The following is a 19,136-nucleotide window of genomic DNA, read 5'->3' on the forward strand; positions in this document are numbered from 1 at the left end:
CCTATTTATTTAGCTTTTCGAGCTTAACAGCACAAACTTTAAATTCAGGCATCCTTGAGATTGGGTCCAATGCCGGGCTGGTCAGTTGGTTGACTGCGAGTTTTTTGCCCCAATGATATGGCACAAACATTGTATCCTTGCGAATCGCTTTTGTTATTTTAACCGGTGCGACCATATCGCCGCGCGGTGTTGTAAGCTTGACTCTTTCTCCATTTTCAATCTGGTAAGCGCTTGCCAATTCTGGATGCATCTCAACGAATGGCTCAGGACATTGTTCTTTCAAAAAGTCGACGCGTCTTGTCTGGTTCCCGGAAAGGTAATGGAATACGACCCGGCCGGTTGTCAGCCATAGCGGGTAGTCCTTTGACTGCACTTCCGCAGGTCCTCTGTAGTCACAAACCGCCAGATTCGCTTTGCCATCTTCAGTTGCGAACCTTTCTTTGAACATAGAAGGTGTTCCCTGGTGATCCAAAGCAGGTGCTGGCCAGAAGACGCCGTCTTGCTCATCTATTTTTTCGTATGTGACACCATAGTAATCAGCCTTGCCGCCCTTCGATGCGAGGCGAAGCTCATCAAAAATTTCTCTTGGCTCATTATATTGGAAGTGCTGGCCTTTACCCAGGCGTTCAGCAATCAGGCTCATGATCTCCCAATCCGGCTTTGATTCACCTATCGGCTCAACCACTTTACGGATATGGATGATTCGGCCTTCCGTATTTGTAGTCGTTCCTTCGTCCTCAGCCCATGTTGTCGCTGGAAGGACAACATCTGCAAGTTCAGCTGTTTCAGAAAGGAAGAAATCATTTACCACTAAGAAATCAAGGTTTTCCAGTTGTTCTTGAACGTAATTGATATTAGGCGATGACACAACCGGGTTTGAACAGATGACATGCAAGCCGCGAATTGTCTTAGCTTCCATTAGATGGAACATTTCATAAGCCGAAACCCCTGGCTGCGGCATTTCCTCTGGTTTGATGCCCCATACTCCAGAAATATACTCAACGGCCTTCGGATCTGTAAGCTTACGGTATCCCGGAAGTAAATCTGCCTTTTGTCCATGCTCACGTCCGCCCTGGCCATTTCCTTGTCCTGTAAAAGTAGCAACACCTGAAGCGAACTTGCCAATTTGTCCTCTTAAAAGGGCCATCGATGTGTAAAGACTTACGTTATCAACGCCGGCTGTCTGCTGTTCTGCACCGCGTGCGAACATAACCACAGAGCGAGGTGATTTTCCGAAAATGTGTGCAGCCTTTATGATTTTCTCAACAGCTACACCTGTAATTCTGGATGTATACTCAGGCGTGAATTTAGCAGTCATTTCCTTCAATTCTTCAAAATTGTTGCAGCGTTCCTGCACGTACTCATGATCGACATAATCATGTTTGATCAAGAGGTGCATGATACCGTTAGCCAATGCTGAATCTGTTCCCGGAAGAAGGTCAAGGTGTACGTCAGCCACTCTTGCTGTAGCTGTTTCACGCGGATCGGCAACAATGAACTTCGCGCCTTTGTCCTTTGCTTTCCAGAACCATTGGATACTTGTTGGGTGACATTCTGCCGTGTTAGAGCCAGCCATGAAGAAGCAGTCACTATGCTCGAGCTCAGTCCAAGGAAGTGATGATCCCCGGTCAATTCCAAGCGTCTTATTGAATCCGCCTGCTGCGGAACTCATGCAATAGCGGCCGTTATAATCGATATAACGAGTTCCCAGCCCAACACGAGCGTACTTGCCGACAAGGTAGCATTTTTCGTTTGTCATGGATACGCCGCCATACACCGCAAGAGCATCTTTTCCGTATGTTCCCTGGATTTCTTTGTACTTTCTTTCAATTAAATCAAGCGCTTCTTCCCAGGAGGATTCTACGAATTTGCCATTCTTCTTGATTAAAGGGCGCTTGATCCGGTCCGGGTGATCAATTGTCTGATATGCAGTAACGCCTTTCGGGCACATTTTCCCTTTAGTCAAAACCCAGTCATAACGCGGTTCAACACCCATAACCTTATTCGTTTTTTCATCGACACGAATGTGCATTCCGCACTGCATTCCACAGTAGCAGCAATGTGTTGTGACTAATTTTTCGCCTTTGCGAATCTGGTTTTTCACGCCTTCTTTAACGAGAAACTGGCTCATTTTCTGTTTCCTCCTTTAAATCCTGGTCAATTCCGTAAAATTCATCCGAACGTTTTTTACTGAAGCCTGATATATGAATTCCGTTATTTGTGCTAACCGGTCCGTATGGATTGCCTTTTGGTGCTTCAAGATTCATTTGTTTCATCGCACGCATTCTGCGGCGGCATCCAGTGCAGTAATCTGAAAGGTACGTTCCATCTGCAAGCTGAAGGTCGAAGTTCTGGCTCTTTAAAATTGCCTGTACGTCCGCAATCTGGTCGTCATTGCTGTAAGGCTGGCCGCAGCCTTTACATGATTTCGTATCCACTTTTACCACCTCTTGATAACTCATTGGGACAGCTGTTGCCAGCGGCCTTATCGGCACGTGGAACAATTTCCCGAATGGGAAGTAGACGAGCATGATGATGACTGTTACCTGGTGGATCAAGGACATGTAATGATGCATCCAGCCATCCAGGAATGTATAAAGCACTGTTAGGATCAAGCCTGTCACCGTCACTGACAGAAGAATCAGCAATGGTAAAATATCAAACTCAAAACGTTGGGTTACTTTTACATCGTAGTTGGTCACCCTTCTATAAAGTGCCATCGCTGCACCTATCAAAACCATGATGGCACCGTAATTCAGTCCGTTATAAACGATTTCAGCAAATAAGCCATGTGCTGCCATCTTTATTGTTGGAATGTTGAAGACGATAATTTGGTACGTTTCCGGGTCAATCAAATCGAAGCGCATCCAGCCGAACGTTAGCCCGAAGGTGATCCCAAAGGAAATGATGCAGCCCCAAGAAATCATTAAGTGCTGAATACCGCGGTACAACCCGCGCTGGAAAATAAATTTTTGCAAAACAATATTATCTATGAACGTTTTAAAAATTGCCTTTGAATTACGTTTCAATCGTTCTTTATTGAAAAGATTTGTGACGCTGCGTGAAGCGACACGGTTTGTGGCTTTTCGCCACATCCAGAAGCTCATCCTGATTGTCAGTCCAATCGCAAAAACTGCTGATGAAATCGCATAGCCTAAAAGCGCCATGTCAATATGCACAAATTTGGAAGTCGAAACCCACATTGAGAAAAATAAAATGAGCACAACGCCAAAGGAATACATGCTTGTTTTTGAGTAAAAGGATCTTTCGAATTTGTACAACTTTGCTACCTCCCTGTAAATCGTCTCCGATTTCAAAAGTTATCTTAACATGGAAAAACAGTAAGAAAAGGATGAAATTGTAAACACTTTGTGAATAGTGAAAAATTGATTTAACAACAACAAAAGCAATAACTTCCATGTCGAACCTTCTTTAATTAAATCTTAAAATAGGGCATATAAAAGATATGTGAAGTCCGTCACACCTGAAAGGAAATGGGCAGGAAGGACACAAATTCGTAATAAATTAACCCAGGTGCAACAAAAATCATTGGGAGTCCCTTGTTAGTTATGGTAAGGTGATTGCATTTAAAAGTTGACTTATTAGAAGTTGGGCTTGTTTTTGCCTATACTTAAGCTAATAAAGCAGGAAGGGTTGGAGATTATGGACAATTTCAAAGCTTTTATCGTCAATAAGACAGATGAGGATTTCTCAGCACAGGTCAGAATGATCAGTCTGGAGGATTTCCCTGCCGGAGATGTCGTCATTAAAGTTGCTTATTCAAGCGTTAACTATAAGGACGGACTTGCAAGCATACCGAATGGGAAAATTGTCAGGTCCTATCCTTTCATACCTGGCATCGACCTTGCCGGCACGGTTGTCAGCTCCAACGACAGCAGATTTATGGAAGGTGACCAAGTCATTGCAACTAGCTATGAAATCGGCGTGTCCCATTATGGAGGATATAGTGAGTATGCGAGAATTCCCGGGGATTGGATCGTTCCATTGCCTGAGGGACTTTCGCTAAGAGAAGCAATGGTTTATGGAACAGCTGGATTTACGGCAGCTCTGTCTGTCCACCGACTTGAAGAAAATGGGCTTACACCAGATAAAGGCAAGGTTCTCGTTACAGGGGCTACCGGAGGTGTAGGAAGCGTTGCTATTTCCATGCTGTCAAAGCGCGGTTATCATGTTGTCGCTAGCACAGGAAAAGAGTCAGAGCATGATTATTTGCGGAAAATTGGAGCAGCAGAAATTATCGGCCGCGATGAGGTGGCTGGCGAAAAAATCAAGCCGCTGGATAAGCAGCTCTGGGCGGCTGCTGTTGACCCTGTTGGCGGCAAAACACTTTCAGCGATTCTCAGCAAGCTCAATTACAACGGCTCTGTAGCAGTCAGCGGATTGACCGGAGGAACAGATGTCGCAGCGACTGTTTTCCCATTCATCCTCAGAGGAATCAACCTGCTTGGGATCGATTCAGTGTACTGCCCAATGGAAACGAGGAAGCTGCTTTGGCAGCGGATGGCAACAGACCTGAAGCCAGAGGGACTGTTAGAGACTATACAGAATGAAGTAACGCTCGAAGAATTGCCAAACGTCCTTTCTGCTATTTTAAAGGGCGAGAACCGCGGACGGACGATTGTAAAAATGTAAGGATCACTTTTCTCAAAAGTGAGTTTTCATAAACTTGGTCTTTGTTATGTTTAAAAACACTCCACCCCCTTCTTATTTGGTATAATCTACCTGTTAATAAAATAAAGAGGATGGATGCTTAAATGAATGCAAGTGATTTAATAATATTAAATTTCGAAGAAGTTAGACGCAGGAGTATAAAGGTTTGGAAAGCAATCCCTCAACAAAAGTTAGATTGGAAACCTGACGAAGATGCACTTTCTTGTGCTGAAATGATTAGGCATGTACTCGAAAGTGAATATATCTATCATCAAATTCTAATCGCAAGAGGCAGTAAATCATTAACTAATTTGTCTAATCCTTTTGAAACAAAAGAGTTTGCAACAGTAGAAGATGATCTTGCATTTGCACAGCCTTACCGTGAGGAATTTCTGAATTACATTAAATCTAGCAGTACAAACGATTTAGAGAATATAAAAATAGATCGTTCTGACGTTGGTTACGTGAGAACTCTAGGAGATATGTTATTGCGTATTGCTTACCACGAGTCCATCCACACAGGTCAGTTATTAGACTATATGAGAACAATGGGGATTGACCGGCCTGTGATTTGGGATTGATCGTTTAGAACAAGATTTAGTTAAGGAATTGTTTTTGCTCTTAGATAGAAGAACAGCTTCTTAAGAAATATAGCCCAGATCCTCTTTATAATCGGATCTGGGCTATTAATCTTTAATTTTGCGCTACGAGCACCTCTGAATCTACTTTTGCCAGATGGCCGCAATCATTCAAAAATAAGACAGCTTTCTGATTTCCGTTCACTTTCAGCAAATGAATACCAGTATCACCAGTCACAAAATAGGTCTTTGAGACTGCAGGAAGATTCAGAAAAGCTCTTAACAAATTAGAAATCATCCCGCCATGTGAAACGATGGCAATTCTCTTCCTGCCTTCACTCTCAGCAAGAATCTTTGAAAATACTGTCTCGGCACGGAAACGAAATTCAAGTTCCGACTCTCCATCTTCAATAGCTTCATGAGGCTTCCTGCCTCCTTCTGGTTCTGGATAGCGGGTTTTTGCCTCGGCATATGGCAAGCCTGCCAAAACGCCATTATTGAACTCTCTTAAACCATCCTCTTCAATTACCTTAATCCCAGTTTCCATGCTTAAAATTTCTGCGGTTTCCCTTGCTCTTTTTAATGTACTTGCCCAAATAACCTCTGGGATAAATTTCTCTTTTACCACTTTTGCCATCTCTCTCGCCTGCCTGCGCCCGCGGTCAGTCAGCAGCAGATCCGCACGCCCCTCGTGCACATGCAATATATCCCCTTGAGATTCACCATGCCTGATTAATAGAATTTCCATGCTCTCATCCCTTTTACAAAAAAATACATATAACTATTATTTTATTCTGCATTTTTTTGACAATACCTTCATGTAAACTTTAAATGAGTTTCTTCATAAATATGTCCGGAATTTTCGAACCAGATAATCTCTTTCCGAGGAGGTGTTACTGATTTCATATAGTTTTCAGGCAGTTCTGCAGGTACAGAATAATCATGCCCGTCAAGGATTAATCGTATCAAACAACTAGTGTATTCCACAAAAAAAGACTCAAGATTAATTTGAGCCTTTTACTTATAGTATAAAGTTACTTAGTGGGTCCCAAGTTGGAGCGCCGAATCACCTGATTGATGACTTCGGAAAACACAAGACCGACAGCAATCGCTCCAGAAATCATCGAGGCTTTCGCCGCAAGAGATATAGCGATATTGTAGTCATTTTCCACGAAATTCCTCATCGCGTCATATGCAAGTCCTCCGGGCACTAATGGTATGATTCCGGCGACGCTAAAAATAATGACCGGGGTTCGGTATGCCTTCGCGAAGACCTGGCTGATAACAGCAATTAAAAACGAGGCCATTAGCGTGGCAAAAATCGTCCCAAATCCATTGTAATCCAGGGCAAAATATACAATCCAGCCAATCATCCCTGAAAATCCGCATTTGAACAATGACTCTTTAGGCGCGTTGAAAATGATCCCGAATGCCGCAGATGCGATAAAGCTAGTTATTAGTTGTTCTACATATATCATGGCTGATTCTCCTGCCTATAGAAAAGATAAAATGGCCGCAATACCCGAACCAATGGCAAATGCGGTCAGCAGAGCTTCTGCACCTTTTGACAATCCTGATACTAAATGGCCAGCCATCAAATCCCTTACTGCATTTGTGATAAGCAAACCAGGAACAAGCGGCATAACAGAACCGATGATGATTTTATCAAGCTCTTGGCCAAGACCAAATTTTATAAAGAAAAAGGAAACCATCCCAATAAAAAATGATGACAGAAATTCCGCGAAAAATTTGACAGGAACAATCCTGTGAAAATAAACGGCAAGGAAATAGCCTGTGCCGCCAGCTGCCATTGAAGGAAGAAAGTCAAACCAGCTGCCACTGAACATGATTGTGAAGCAGCCACTCGATATCGCTGCTGCAGCGAGCTGGGTATAAAATGAGTAGGAAAGATTGGCTTTTTCTAGATCTGCAAGGAGCCCACAAGCCTCTTCAAGCCCAATTTCACCACTGCTGATTTTTCTTGAAATACTGTTAACCATTGCCACTTTTCTTAAATCCGTTGTCCTGTCTGAGATGCGGACAAGCTTAGTCCTTTCAGGACCTATCCCTTCCACCGAAAAAATAATGCCGGTTGGCGTCACATAACTGTGAGTATCGCTGATTCCGAATGCGGAAGCCATCCTAGACATCGTATCTTCTACCCTGTAAGTTTCCGCCCCGCTCTGAAGCATAATTTTACCCGCAAGCAGGCATGCCCGCATCACTTCAAACGTCTGATCCTGATTCTCCATATCTGTCCTCACTTACCAATTTTCGTCCGAGATAAATTTCTTTACCAGTTTAAATCATAAGAGCGTCTATAAGCAACCATATAATACCACGCAAAAACAGCCTGACTCAGAAAGAAGGTCAGGCTGTTTTTAACATAGTCATAATTTTAGGATATAGCCTCTTTAGGCTCGCGAACTTCTTTAATGCGGCGTCCCTCCAAAACTGTCAGGATAAAAGCCACTACCATAAAAACACTGGAAATCTGAAAAAGTGTACCAATCTCCACAAATTGTGCGAGAACCCCAAAAACCAATCCGCTTAAGCCAATTCCCAAGTCTATTGAAGAAAAGAACATCCCATTCGCTACACCACGGCGGTTTGCTGGGGTTTTTAATAATGTCCATGATTGTAATGTTGGGATCAACGAACCAAATCCGATTCCAAATAGTACTCCGGCTAGCGCAATCATGAAATTGGAATGTGCAAACGACAGGACCCACATTCCCATAAACGTAATGAAAATCGTCAACATAACAAGTCCTCGTGGCCCTTTTCTATCAAACCATTTTCCAGCTACCGGTCTTGATAATGATGCAAGGATTGCATTACATAGGTAAAACAGGAAGATCTGATCAATTCCACGCTCTTCCCCGAATATGACGATGAATGTGACAATCGTTCCATAGCCAAGATTGATCATCAATGTAATAAAGGCGGGAAACCAGCCTGATTTATCAACCAGTGAACCCAGATAAGAAAACTTCAGATCTTCTTTTTTGGTATTACGTACGACATCAGGTGTCTGGTAGCGTACGGAAGCCATGAGGAGTAATGCAATAACGCCTAATGCGCCTGAAATATAGACAAGATTATTAAAGGATGTAACCTGGAACAAGAATATCCCAAGACTTGGAGCAATGATCATTCCGATGGTGATCGATAAACCATAATAACCCATGCCTTCTCCTAAGCGTGAGTTCGGAATCACATCAACCGCAGCTGTGCCGTTCACCGTTGTCGACCAGCCCCAGGCAAGGCCATGAATCAATCTGAAAGCCAGAAAAATAACGACGACCTGAGAAAGCGGATATAAGAAGGTAATCAATAGAAGCAAAAGCGCTCCTATTACCACAAGTGGTTTCCTAGCTTTGTATTCAAGCATAAAACCGATAAACGGCCTGCTTAAAACCGCACCAATTGAAAACAAGGCCGTAACCAACCCAATCTCCGTCCCGCTCGCCCCGATAGATTTAATATAAGGAGGCAATGTTGGAATCAGCATTTGAAATGACATGAAAACGAAAAGATTCCCTACCATTAATTTTATAAAGGATGAAGTCCATAAAGGTTCTTTCTTTATTTGTGACAAGTCTGTATCTCCCCTTTGCTGCAAACTACTCTATTTTATAAAAAGAAAAAAATCTTCTGCACGGAGAAGATTTCATTTTTATATTTCGCATTTCTAAATAATAGCACAGCCTGCAGGATTTTTAAAAGGGAAATATTGTGGAAATCATTGCAGGTAATCGGGTTTGTTTTGTTTGCTTGATTTACCGAGCTCTTCAAAAAAATCCGGCTTCACTGATTCGTGTTTCTTTTCCGTACTTAAGATCAATGCAGGAAGATAGTCATTTAGCACTTTCTTGAACTCACCAACAGTCAGAGGCTTAGCGTCGTCCTTCAATTCATAGCCGAGCAAGCCATTAGCCTCAATGGTGGCAAACTTAATATCCTCCATTTTGGAGATTCCCTGATTCCTCAACCGCATCTCTAATTGGTCCACTGTCAGCCTAAGTTTCTTAAGGGTTTTAACATTCAATTGGCCGTTTTCAATCACAACCTTCGATTTTCCTGTAATGAATTTTTCAAAGAAATTGAACTTCAACTCTAGATATTCCAAAATCAAAATAGTAGCAACGAAAATCGCGGCCCCTCCGATGGCCTTTGTCATACTTTTCTGAACGATGGGCTGGACAATAATCGTTCCAAGTGAAATCATCACAACGGTTTGGGCAAGCGTCATTTGCGAAATCGATTTTCTGCCAGCAATTCTTAATAGCAAGATTCCTGCCATTATCATTACAAAAGTTTTCCAGATAAAAGTAAAGTCCACGGTACCCCTCCTAAAAAATACTCCTTTTAATTTCTCCTAATTTTTGGTTTTTATGAAAATTATTAAGGGGAGATTATTCCATTGAAATAGCAGTTTGCCAATAAGGTCTATTTTCACTGATTCGTTTAAATCCAGCTAAAAGTACTATGTTCAAAACATTGTGAAAAATAAATTGTCTTTTCATTTATTTTGGGTTAGGTTGATATTAAAAATGTGGATAAGATCAAAAAGGAGATGCTATAAATGCTGGCTTGCCGGGATGAAGTCTTATTTTATACGAAACAGCTTGTAAACATCGGAAGCATTGTCAATACAACAGGAGAAAAGGAGATCGCGCAGGCACTCTATACGATGATTTCTTCCTTTCTATATTTCATAGAAAACCCAACACATGTCATAAAACCACAGACACAAAATGATGAGCTTGAGCGCTATAATGTGCTGGCTTTTGTAAAAGGAACAAAGGGAAACAGCAATAAAACAGTCATTTTGATGGGCCATCATGATACGGTGGGGATTGATGATTTTACCCAGCTCGCTGATAAGGCTTTTAATCCGGATGAACTGCTTGTCGAACTTAAAAAGGAAAATCTACCACCGCTAGTAAAAGAACACGCTGAATCTGGTGAATGGATGTTTGGCCGCGGCGTGCTTGACATGAAGAGCGGTGTTTCCTCCCACCTCTTCTTGCTGAAGTACTATTCTGAACACCCTGAGGAGCTTCGGGGCAATCTTGTATTTTTATCAGAGTGTGATGAAGAGGACAGCTCAAACGGGGTGCTTTCGGCTGTTAAAACACTTAATGCCTGGAAGCAAGAACATGGCTTCGAATATGTCACTGCGATTAACAGCGATTTTGTAGCTCCACGCCATGAAGGTGACAAGAACCGTTATATCTATAAAGGAACAGTTGGAAAGCTGCTCCCTTCTTTTTTCATCACCGGAGCAGAAACTCACGTTGGCTCAACTTTTGAAGGCTTAGATCCAAACCTTGTTGCAGCCGAATTAACAAGGCAGATTGATTACAATCCTGACCTGTGCAATGAAGCCTTCGGCGAGATCACAATGCCTCCCGTTTCATTGAAGCAAATGGACCTTAAGCCGAACTATACGGTGCAAACAGCATTAGCTGCCTATGTCTATTACAATTTCTTCATTCACTCCTGGACTCCAAAAGATGTGTTGGAAAAATTGAAGGAACAGGCGTATATTGCCTTTGAAAACGCATTGAAGCTATATTATGACCGCTATGAGCTTTTTTGCAAAATCAGCGGTGAGCCATGCAAGGAACTGACCTGGCAGTCACGGGTGATGACATATGAAGAGATGGAAGCTGAACTGATTAGGGCTAATGGTTCCGACTATACAGCACATATGGCGTCGTTCAAAAAGACTCTGCTGTTAGATTCCAGCCTTGATTTAAGGATGTACGCAGCAAGAGTCGTCGAGGAGGCATGGAAATGGATGCCGGATCAAAGTCCTGCTATCATCGTGTTCTACTCATCGCTCTATTCACCGCGTATCGAAGTGACTGGTGAAACAGAAGATGAGCGTAATTTAATAGAAGCTTTGGAACAGGCTGTGAAAACCGTTCAGCCTGAATATGAGGAGCCTATTGTCATTCGCAGCTTCTTCCCTTATATATCTGATATGAGTTTTTTAGCATTGAGCGACGATGATGAAGCACTGGATGCAGCTTCAAGAAATAACCCAAGTTGGGGAACAAAATTTTATGTAGATTACCAGGACATCCGCGAGCTAAATGTTCCTGTTATCAATATCGGGCCTTATGGACTTGACGCACATAAACGTTATGAACGGATGGAAATGGATTATTCTCTCGAAATCGTTCCGAACCTGACAAATGAAGTAATCAAGAATGTTTTAGCAAAGTAATTTCAAGGTGCCTTGTAAGGAGGCACCTTTTTTACATAATCCAGTCGGCAAATCCTCTTGTATTTCCGCTTTTTTCTTATTACTATAGAGTTCAGTGGAAATATATTATAGTAATCATTAAAATAAACATAATGAGACTGATCTAAGGAAAGGCTGATACGAATTGGAAGAGAACTCTAATTTTATAAAAACGATCATAAAAGAAGATTTGGAGAGCGGCAAGCGCAATAAAGTCGTGACTCGATTCCCTCCAGAGCCTAACGGTTACCTACATATCGGGCATGCAAAATCTATTATCATTAACTTTGGCCTTGCTGATGAATTCGGCGGAAAGACGAATCTCCGTTTTGATGACACGAATCCATTGAAGGAAGATCAGGAATTCGTTGACTCGATCAAAGAAGATGTCGCATGGCTAGGGTATGAGTGGGATGGTCTTTTCTTTGCTTCAGATTATTTCGAGGAAATGTACAACCGTGCAGTGCTCTTAATCAAAAAAGGCCTGGCATATGTGGATGACCTGTCTGCAGATGAAATTCGCGAATACCGGGGAACTCTATCTGAACCAGGAAAAGAGAGCCCTTACCGCAGCCGTTCTGTAGAAGAGAATCTTGATTTGTTCGAACGTATGCGTAACGGTGAATTCGCTAATGGTGAAAAAGTATTGCGCGCCAAGATTGATATGACATCACCGAACATCAATCTTCGTGACCCGGTTATCTACCGAATTGCCCATGCCACGCACCATAATACTGGCGATAAATGGTGCATCTACCCTATGTACGCATTTGCACACCCATTAGAGGATGCGATCGAGGGTGTTACCCACAGCTTGTGCACAACTGAGTTCGAGGATCAGCGACCGCTTTACGACTGGGTTGTCCGGGAATGTGAAATGAATGAAACACCACAGCAAATCGAATTTGGCCGCTTGAATATTACGAACACAGTAATGAGCAAGCGAAAGCTAAAGCAGCTTGTCGAGGAAAATTTCGTTGATGGCTGGGATGACCCACGCCTGCCGACAATCTCTGGCTTGAGAAGAAGAGGCTATACGGCTGAAGCAATCCAGGAGTTTGTAAAAGCAGCTGGTGTCTCAAAAGGATTTTCAACTGTTGATGAGCAAATGCTTGAGCATTTTGTACGTGAGGACCTTAAGCTGAAGGCACCTCGTACAATGGGCGTTCTCCGTCCTTTGAAAGTGGTCATCACGAACTATCCAGAAGGCGAAGTGGAATGGCTGGATGCAGAAATCAATCCTGAGAACCCAGAAATGGGCATTCGAAAGATTCCATTCTCCCGCGAGATTTATGTTGAGCAGGACGATTTCATTGAAAACCCGCCAGCAAAATACTTCCGCCTCTTCCCTGGCAATGAAGTCCGATTGAAGCATGCTTATTTTATCAAGTGTGAAGAAGTCATTAAGGATGAAAATGGCGAGGTTGTTGAGCTTCGCTGCACATACGATCCTGAAACAAAGAGTGGATCAGGCTTCACTGGCCGCAAGGTAAAAGGCACACTGCACTGGGTTGATGCAACGCATTCAGTACCAGCAGAGTTCAGACTTTATGAGCCGTTAATTTTAGATAGTGAAGAAGAAGAAGCTGACGAAGCAGAAAACAAATCTTTCCTTGATTTCGTAAATGAAAAATCATTGGAGATCCTTAACGGCTTCATCGAGCCAAACATGAAGGACGCCAAAGCACAGGACAAATTCCAGTTCTTCCGCCACGGCTATTTCAATGTCGATCCGAAGCACACTACAGAAGACAAATTGGTGTTCAACCGCATTGTATCGCTGAAGAGCTCGTTCAAGCTTTAATATGTGAATAAATGCTGGATAACTTGGAATCCCCGGACTTGATACCGGGGATTTTTTATTTGGGATTTGTTTTATGGCTGTTTTATTTGGGGATAAGCTGTGGATGGCCATTCTGTATTTGTGGTTTGATAAGTTTTACATTATTGCTTGATTAGCTGGTTTGGGTCAACTGGTGAAAAAATGACTTCAACTGGTGAAAAAACGACTCCAACTGGTGAAATATTGGTTTCAACTGGTGAAAAAACTTCGCCAACTGGTGAATTAATTAATCGGCCTCTTATTCTTCCTTAAAAGAAGCTTTATTTTCCTTCTATGTTTGCTCAAAAGCTTCATTTTCCGACCCATTATAAAATTTTTCACCAAATCAGCTCATTAAAGAGGAAATCCGCCATAATAAATTGAATTTATGTAGTCAATTAATTTTTACAGAGGTGAAAGGTATGGAAATCAGGCGTTTGTTAGCTGAGGATGCTGAGATGTATCGTGTAATCCGGCTGGAGAGTTTGAGGCTGCACCCGGAAGCATTTGGCTCTAGCTACGAAGAGGAGAAGGAAGCACCGGTTGGAAAATACAGTGAAAGTTTGCCATCGGTGTATACGTTTGGAGCATTTGAAAATAGTTCACTAGTTGGCGTTGTGACATTATTCCCTGATGGAAAGCGGAAAATGAAGCATCGCGCCAGCATTTTTGCGATGTATGTGGCTGCACAGGCGCGCGGAAAAGGTGTCGGAAAGCGATTAGTGGAAACTGCTATTGAGCAGGCTCGGGAGTTAGGCAGGATTGAACAGATTCACTTGCAGGTCGTGACCAGCAATGAATCTGCGAAAAGACTCTATTCTTCATTAGGCTTTGAAGTGTACGGTCTTGAAAAAAGAGCACTGCGCATTGGGGATATCTATTACGATGAGGAATTGAGAGTACTATTTTTATAAAAGGCCAATATTGGCCTTTTTTTCATGTTTAAAATTTGTCCAGAAAGGAAGTAGTTAAGGGATGAGTTTTAAGTGAAAGGAGAATTTCTATGTTTTTAGATGCATATGCAAATCAGAAGGTCCAGGTTAAGCTGAAGAATTTTCCCGAAAATATGATCGGCGATGTAACAGGAATCTATCAGCCAGATGAATGGTATCTTGTGAAAATGGTGCAAGCGGAGAGTATGGGAATATGGGTCGAGAATCCATGCTATAAGCGGACTCCTGTTCAAAAGGAAGATGGAACGGCGATTCCTTCGGAGGATCAGGTAGAGGAAACGTGTACCACTCACCTCTTCCTCCGCTGGGATTACATTGCTTCTATCATCACATTCCCAGATGCAGATCCTAAGGCGGATAAAAAAGCGAAATTGATAGGTTTCCAGCCTGATATGGATTAAGATAAAAAATGCCTTTCCAGTGCGGAAAGGCATTTTTTCATAGTAGGAAGCCGTATAGGATTGTAGCAATAATCGTCATCGCCAGCCCGATCGCTGTTTCATAGGGTATTAATTTCATCCGCTCGCTGATGGTCATTTTTACAGAATCAGCCGTTACATGAAAGAAGTTTCCATGTGGCAGGTGGTCCAGGACGGTTGCTCCTGCGTGAACCATAATAGCAGCGCTTAATGGAGCGACACCCATATCAATGATCGCTTCGCCAAAGGTTCCTACGGCAACGATTGTGCCTGTTGAGGTTGCTGCTGTTGCGCCACCCATCAAAATGCCTGCAATCGGAGCAAGCAGAGTTCCTGAAATACCAGCTGCCTCGATACTGTCGACAACTACACTGCTCAAATTTGAATTGGAGATGATTCCTGCGATCGACCCAGCACCAATCAAAATCATCGCCACTCCAGTCATTTTATTGAAACCTGATGTTGTATATTCAATGACTCTATCAAACTTGCCCATCGTAATCAGGCCCACGATGCCTGCGAATGGCAATATGATCATTGAATCGATTTTTACAGAAGTAAGGGCGTCGATGTGCAGGATACTGCCGATCGGATTGATCGCCAGCAACGCGATAGCTACTATAGGTGCAACAATTGCTTTTCCAAAACTGGGTTTTTCCTTTGGATGAACCTTTTCCAGCTGATCCGCTTCACTTATCTTTGAGCCTTTATTGCTAAGCATCCTGGCAATCAGGACAGTGACAAGAATGCCGCCTGCTGCTGGTAAAAATCCATTAAGCATGACTTGCGAAAGATCAACATCAAATCCTTTTGCCACGGCGATGGAGTTCGGATTCGGCGAGATGATGTTTCCTGCCTTCGCCCCTCCAATCATTGCTATAAGAATCGCAGGCTTCGAAAGACCTGTCTTCCTGCCCACGGACAGTGCTATTGGAGCAATAATGATAACGGAAACCGTAACGAATACCCCTACTGCGGTGATGATCATTGAGGCTAACGCAATGGCGAATATGGCTTTCTTTTCGCCAAGCTTGCCTACTATTGTTTCAGCCATTTTTTCTGCTGCGCCTGATTCGATTAAAATACCAGCTAGCACACCTGCTGCCAGTACACGGACAACTGCCGGCATGACACTGTTCGTTCCTTCGATTACAATGCTGACTGTTTCATCAATTGATGCTCCTCCAGCAAGGCCTCCTGCAATCGCACCTGTGAACAAAGCGTATACTGGATTAACTTTTTTAAAGATAAGGATAATGGCAATAGCCAATCCGAAAATTGCTCCGCCCCAATGGATCACGGCTTCATTCATGAAAGTTCCTCCAAGGTATGTAAAAATAGACCGTTCTACTAGAATATTAATATAGTTAGGGGTGGTTGAACATCATTTAAGTTCCTTTGAACGAAAAAACGCTGCCGAAAATTCGGCAGACCCCTTCCTGCACTACTTTATTTCCATAATAATTTGTATAATTAAAAAAGAAAAATTAAATCTGGAGGTTCCCTATGATAAAAGTTGGAGTTATTGGCCTTGGGGCAATTGGTCAGCGGTTGATTCAAGGATTTGAAAATCATCCGGAAACAGTGATTGCGGCTGTATGTGATACTTTGGAGGATAGAACGAATGAAGTTGCTGCTCAGCTTGGCGGGATTCCTGCGTTTTGTGATCATAACGAAATGCTAGAACAAGTTGAACTGGACCTTGTGTATGTGGCAGTGCCTCCAAAGTTCCATCATGCTGTTGCATCGGATGTGTTGGAGAAAGGGATACATATATTATGCGAAAAACCGCTGGCAAATTCTCTAGAAGAAGCTGAAAGCCTTTTAAACCAGGCTCAAGCTGCCGGCGTTGTACATGCCATGAATTTCCCGCTTAATTACAGTCCAGCAGCCACGGCTTTTGAAAAAATGATCAAGGCTGACTATGTGGGCAAGCTGAGAAGAGTCCAGCTGAAGATGCATTTCCCTGAATGGCCGCGTCCATGGCAGCAAAATGCCTGGGTGGCAAGCAAGGAACAAGGCGGATATGTATTGGAGGTTGGCATTCACTATATCCAGCAGATTCAGAAAATCTTTGGACCTGTTAAAGTGAATAACGTGCAAATCCAATACCCGGAAGACCCACAAGCTTGCGAGAATGCTATTTGGGCAACCTTAGAGCTTTCAGATGGAACTCCAGTGCTGATTGATGGCATGAGCCAGATTGCCGGGAAGGAAGAAATTGCGTTCACTGCTTATGGTAGTGAAGGAACATTATCGTTATTGAATTGGGGGCAGCTTGAAGGCGGAAAGATTGGTGAGGACATTGTTTCACTGGAATCTGATAACTCCTTTACAGAAACCTTAATTGATAATCTCGTAAAAGCTTTAAAAGGCGAAGAAGCTACCCTCATCGATTTTGCTGCTGGATATGAGGCACAGGTCGTTTTAGAAGAGCTTAGAAAAGGATAGGTTTGGGAAGCATAAATTGCCTTAGAAAAGAATGAAATTAAGAGCGCAGATTGCTGCGCTCTTTTTTAATAGCTGCTGATCAGCCAATCTTTCAGCAGCAGTTGCACTACCTCGCGTTTCTCGATTTGAAGCATATGCCCTGCTTTATCTAATACAGCAAAAGTAGAATTCGGAAACTTTTGAGCCAGATGTTGATGATCTTTATATCCGCATATATAATCCTGTTTTCCAAGCAGGAACAGTGCTGGTTGAGGCAAAGCTATTACATCATGGAAAGGTTCTTCTGATAGAAAATATCTTTTGGTTTTCCATTCTGAACTTAAGAACTCCCTGTTTGCCAATAGCCTGCCTGGCTGGATTTCGTCCATAAAGCAAGCAAAAATCTTTTTGTTTTGGTAGATGAAAAGTGTTTCAAATGCCGCTCTGATATCTGTATTCAAGGATTCTAGCAGCTCCTCATCTTTTTCAAAAATGACCCGATCAGGCAGAGTTCTAATCTTTAAATGCAAAGCTGGAGCGAGCAAACAAATGCCCTTCGCCTGATTTCTTCTTTTATGAAGGATGCCTTGCGCCAAATAGCCGCCGAAGGAAGATCCGATAAGCAAGAAATCTTGGTTTTCCAATGCCGCATCAATAAATTCCAGAAGGTTTTCAAGCATGTCATCTGTAGAAGTTACACTTTCATCAATCACGCTTTCTCCATGAGCTGGCAAATCAACATACACCCTTTTGTATCCTTCCAGGTTATCAAATATCTGTTCTACCCATGCCTTCATTGAGCGATAATCAGTGCCCATTGCGTGAATGATCACAATAGGAAAACCTTCTCCTTGAATCTGATAATGAATTGACCCTTTACTTACTTTACATTCCATGTCCTAAGTCTCCCGTTTTTAAATCTGCTTATTTCTGCAGCTCCCTCACCCACTCATCATCCCATTGAAATTCTGTTTTTCCCCTGTCTGATTCTATGAAAATACTCTTTGGATACGGCAGAGCGAGCTCTGGCATATGATCAACGCTAAAAAAACGAAGCTCTGCGGTTTCGTTATCAATCGGATTAAGTACCCCACCTTGAACCTGACAGTCAAAAACGAATACCACATACTCAACTTTATGCCCGTTCGGATATTCGTAGCGAAAATCCTTCCCGCCAAAAACACCTAATAGATTACTAGCTTTTACATATAAGCCTGTTTCTTCCCAAACTTCACGAACAACCGCCTCGGCTGGGGCTTCTCCAATTTCGATTGCTCCAGCCGGCAGGCTCCATTTCTCACCATTGCCTTTGTTTTGGAACAAGATCTCTCCTGCTTCATTCCGCACAATTCCCGCCACAGTTGGCATGAAAATCAATTCCGCTCCAAAACTGTTTCTTAGATTTTTATAATAATTGGACATTCCCATTCAAATCACCACCTAATTATATACATTCGCTCGCTCTCCATATTTTTCCTCCCACATATTATAGGTCTCACCCTCATTCCTGGGCGATAGCCCACACCCTCCGCGTTTACCTACATATTTTATAAGGAATTTATTCGTCTGCTTTGAAGGCGGATTTAAAATAAGGAGCGTGCCAGCATGAATCCATATCAGTATTACTACAGCCCCCAGCATTTTGACCCTTATACTCACTATGACTATAATTATTACGGACATCAGCAGGAACCAAATGATAGACAGCAGGGTCTTGAAAGAAGAGTAAACCAGCTTGAACGTCAATCTCAGCAGCAAAAAGCAGAATTAGACAGACAAAACAAAGAAATTGCCCGCCAAAACAGAGAAATAACTCGACTGAACAGAGAGATTGGTCGTATTAACGACGAAATTCAAAGACTGAATCAAAATGATGAAAGGCATACACGCCGCCTGAATAGGCTGAATCAGCGCTTGCGTACAGTGGAAAACCGTTTGAACATTCCATTCTCGGCGACGGATGGAGATTTTTAATAAATTCATAAGAAAAGCGCAAGCGACTTG

Annotated in this window: 18 protein-coding genes; 8 read left to right on the forward strand and 10 right to left on the reverse strand. The window is 42.7% G+C overall.

What is annotated here, in order from left to right; translation table 11 throughout:
* Position 1: 1 nt before the first annotated feature.
* Positions 2-2,131 (reverse strand): formate dehydrogenase subunit alpha, encoded by a 2,130-nt coding sequence (fdhF, locus tag V7654_RS19710; RefSeq protein ID WP_335432510.1) that lies wholly within the window; start codon positions 2,129-2,131, stop codon positions 2-4.
* Positions 2,112-3,281: a respiratory nitrate reductase subunit gamma gene (locus V7654_RS19715; protein ID WP_335432511.1), complete on the reverse strand. Its 1,170-nt coding sequence runs from the start codon at positions 3,279-3,281 to the stop codon at positions 2,112-2,114. The genes fdhF and V7654_RS19715 overlap by 20 nt, the downstream gene beginning before the upstream one ends.
* 382 nt (positions 3,282-3,663) lie before the next feature.
* Here V7654_RS19715 and V7654_RS19720 point away from each other — a divergent pair, with 382 nt between their 5' ends.
* Together V7654_RS19720 and V7654_RS19725 are read left to right on the forward strand one after the other, a co-directional pair.
* Positions 3,664-4,653 (forward strand): NADPH:quinone oxidoreductase family protein, encoded by a 990-nt coding sequence (locus V7654_RS19720; RefSeq protein WP_335432512.1) that lies wholly within the window; start codon positions 3,664-3,666, stop codon positions 4,651-4,653.
* A 122-nt stretch (positions 4,654-4,775) separates the two neighbouring features.
* Positions 4,776-5,252, forward strand: coding sequence for a DinB family protein (locus V7654_RS19725; protein ID WP_335432513.1), 477 nt, complete (start codon positions 4,776-4,778; stop codon positions 5,250-5,252).
* A gap of 112 nt (positions 5,253-5,364) precedes the next feature.
* Here V7654_RS19725 and V7654_RS19730 read toward each other — a convergent pair whose 3' ends face one another.
* The 5 genes from V7654_RS19730 to V7654_RS19750 all read right to left on the reverse strand — a co-directional run bounded on the left by V7654_RS19730 (position 5,365) and on the right by V7654_RS19750 (position 9,561).
* Positions 5,365-5,997, reverse strand: coding sequence for a histidine phosphatase family protein (locus V7654_RS19730; protein ID WP_335432514.1), 633 nt, complete (start codon positions 5,995-5,997; stop codon positions 5,365-5,367).
* A gap of 286 nt (positions 5,998-6,283) precedes the next feature.
* Positions 6,284-6,727, reverse strand: a complete 444-nt coding sequence (locus tag V7654_RS19735) for a threonine/serine exporter family protein (RefSeq protein ID WP_335432515.1) — start codon at positions 6,725-6,727, stop codon at positions 6,284-6,286.
* Positions 6,728-6,742: 15 nt separating this feature from the next.
* Positions 6,743-7,501 carry a threonine/serine exporter family protein gene (locus tag V7654_RS19740; protein WP_335432516.1) on the reverse strand — a complete coding sequence of 253 codons (759 nt, stop codon included), beginning with the start codon at positions 7,499-7,501 and terminating at the stop codon, positions 6,743-6,745.
* 146 nt (positions 7,502-7,647) lie between these two features.
* Positions 7,648-8,799 (reverse strand): MFS transporter, encoded by a 1,152-nt coding sequence (locus V7654_RS19745; protein WP_438825329.1) that lies wholly within the window; start codon positions 8,797-8,799, stop codon positions 7,648-7,650.
* Positions 8,800-8,994: 195 nt separating this feature from the next.
* Positions 8,995-9,561 carry a DUF421 domain-containing protein gene (locus V7654_RS19750; protein WP_335432559.1) on the reverse strand — a complete coding sequence of 189 codons (567 nt, stop codon included), beginning with the start codon at positions 9,559-9,561 and terminating at the stop codon, positions 8,995-8,997.
* A 276-nt stretch (positions 9,562-9,837) separates the two neighbouring features.
* On the opposite strand from V7654_RS19750, the gene V7654_RS19755 reads away from it, so the two are divergent.
* From V7654_RS19755 to V7654_RS19770, 4 genes are all read left to right on the forward strand, one after another.
* A complete protein-coding gene (locus V7654_RS19755) occupies positions 9,838-11,490 on the forward strand; it encodes a M20/M25/M40 family metallo-hydrolase (RefSeq protein WP_335432518.1) in 1,653 nt (550 codons plus the stop codon).
* A gap of 163 nt (positions 11,491-11,653) precedes the next feature.
* Entirely contained in the window at positions 11,654-13,312 is a 1,659-nt protein-coding gene (locus V7654_RS19760) for a glutamine--tRNA ligase/YqeY domain fusion protein (protein WP_335432519.1), read from the forward strand.
* 440 nt (positions 13,313-13,752) lie between these two features.
* On the forward strand, positions 13,753-14,244 hold the full coding sequence (locus V7654_RS19765) for a GNAT family N-acetyltransferase (RefSeq protein ID WP_335432520.1): 492 nt from the start codon (positions 13,753-13,755) through the stop codon (positions 14,242-14,244).
* Between the two features lie 89 nt (positions 14,245-14,333).
* A complete protein-coding gene (locus V7654_RS19770; RefSeq protein WP_335432521.1) occupies positions 14,334-14,684 on the forward strand; it encodes a hypothetical protein in 351 nt (116 codons plus the stop codon).
* A 37-nt stretch (positions 14,685-14,721) separates the two neighbouring features.
* Here the strand turns inward: V7654_RS19770 and V7654_RS19775 are convergent, their stop codons facing one another.
* Positions 14,722-16,014 carry a GntP family permease gene (locus V7654_RS19775; protein WP_335432522.1) on the reverse strand — a complete coding sequence of 431 codons (1,293 nt, stop codon included), beginning with the start codon at positions 16,012-16,014 and terminating at the stop codon, positions 14,722-14,724.
* 194 nt (positions 16,015-16,208) lie between these two features.
* On the opposite strand from V7654_RS19775, the gene V7654_RS19780 reads away from it, so the two are divergent.
* Positions 16,209-17,153: a Gfo/Idh/MocA family protein gene (locus V7654_RS19780; protein WP_335432523.1), complete on the forward strand. Its 945-nt coding sequence runs from the start codon at positions 16,209-16,211 to the stop codon at positions 17,151-17,153.
* Positions 17,154-17,218: 65 nt separating this feature from the next.
* Here the strand turns inward: V7654_RS19780 and V7654_RS19785 are convergent, their stop codons facing one another.
* Positions 17,219-18,028: an alpha/beta fold hydrolase gene (locus V7654_RS19785; RefSeq protein WP_335432524.1), complete on the reverse strand. Its 810-nt coding sequence runs from the start codon at positions 18,026-18,028 to the stop codon at positions 17,219-17,221.
* A gap of 28 nt (positions 18,029-18,056) precedes the next feature.
* A complete protein-coding gene (locus tag V7654_RS19790; protein ID WP_335432525.1) occupies positions 18,057-18,560 on the reverse strand; it encodes an NUDIX hydrolase in 504 nt (167 codons plus the stop codon).
* Between the two features lie 177 nt (positions 18,561-18,737).
* Between V7654_RS19790 and V7654_RS19795 the strand changes: the two genes are divergently transcribed.
* Positions 18,738-19,106, forward strand: a complete 369-nt coding sequence (locus tag V7654_RS19795; protein ID WP_335432527.1) for a hypothetical protein — start codon at positions 18,738-18,740, stop codon at positions 19,104-19,106.
* The last annotated feature ends 30 nt before the right edge of the window (positions 19,107-19,136 follow it).

The sequence above is a fragment of the Bacillus sp. JJ1609 genome (assembly GCF_036967045.1).
In the GTDB taxonomy this organism is placed as follows: domain Bacteria; phylum Bacillota; class Bacilli; order Bacillales; family Cytobacillaceae; genus Mesobacillus.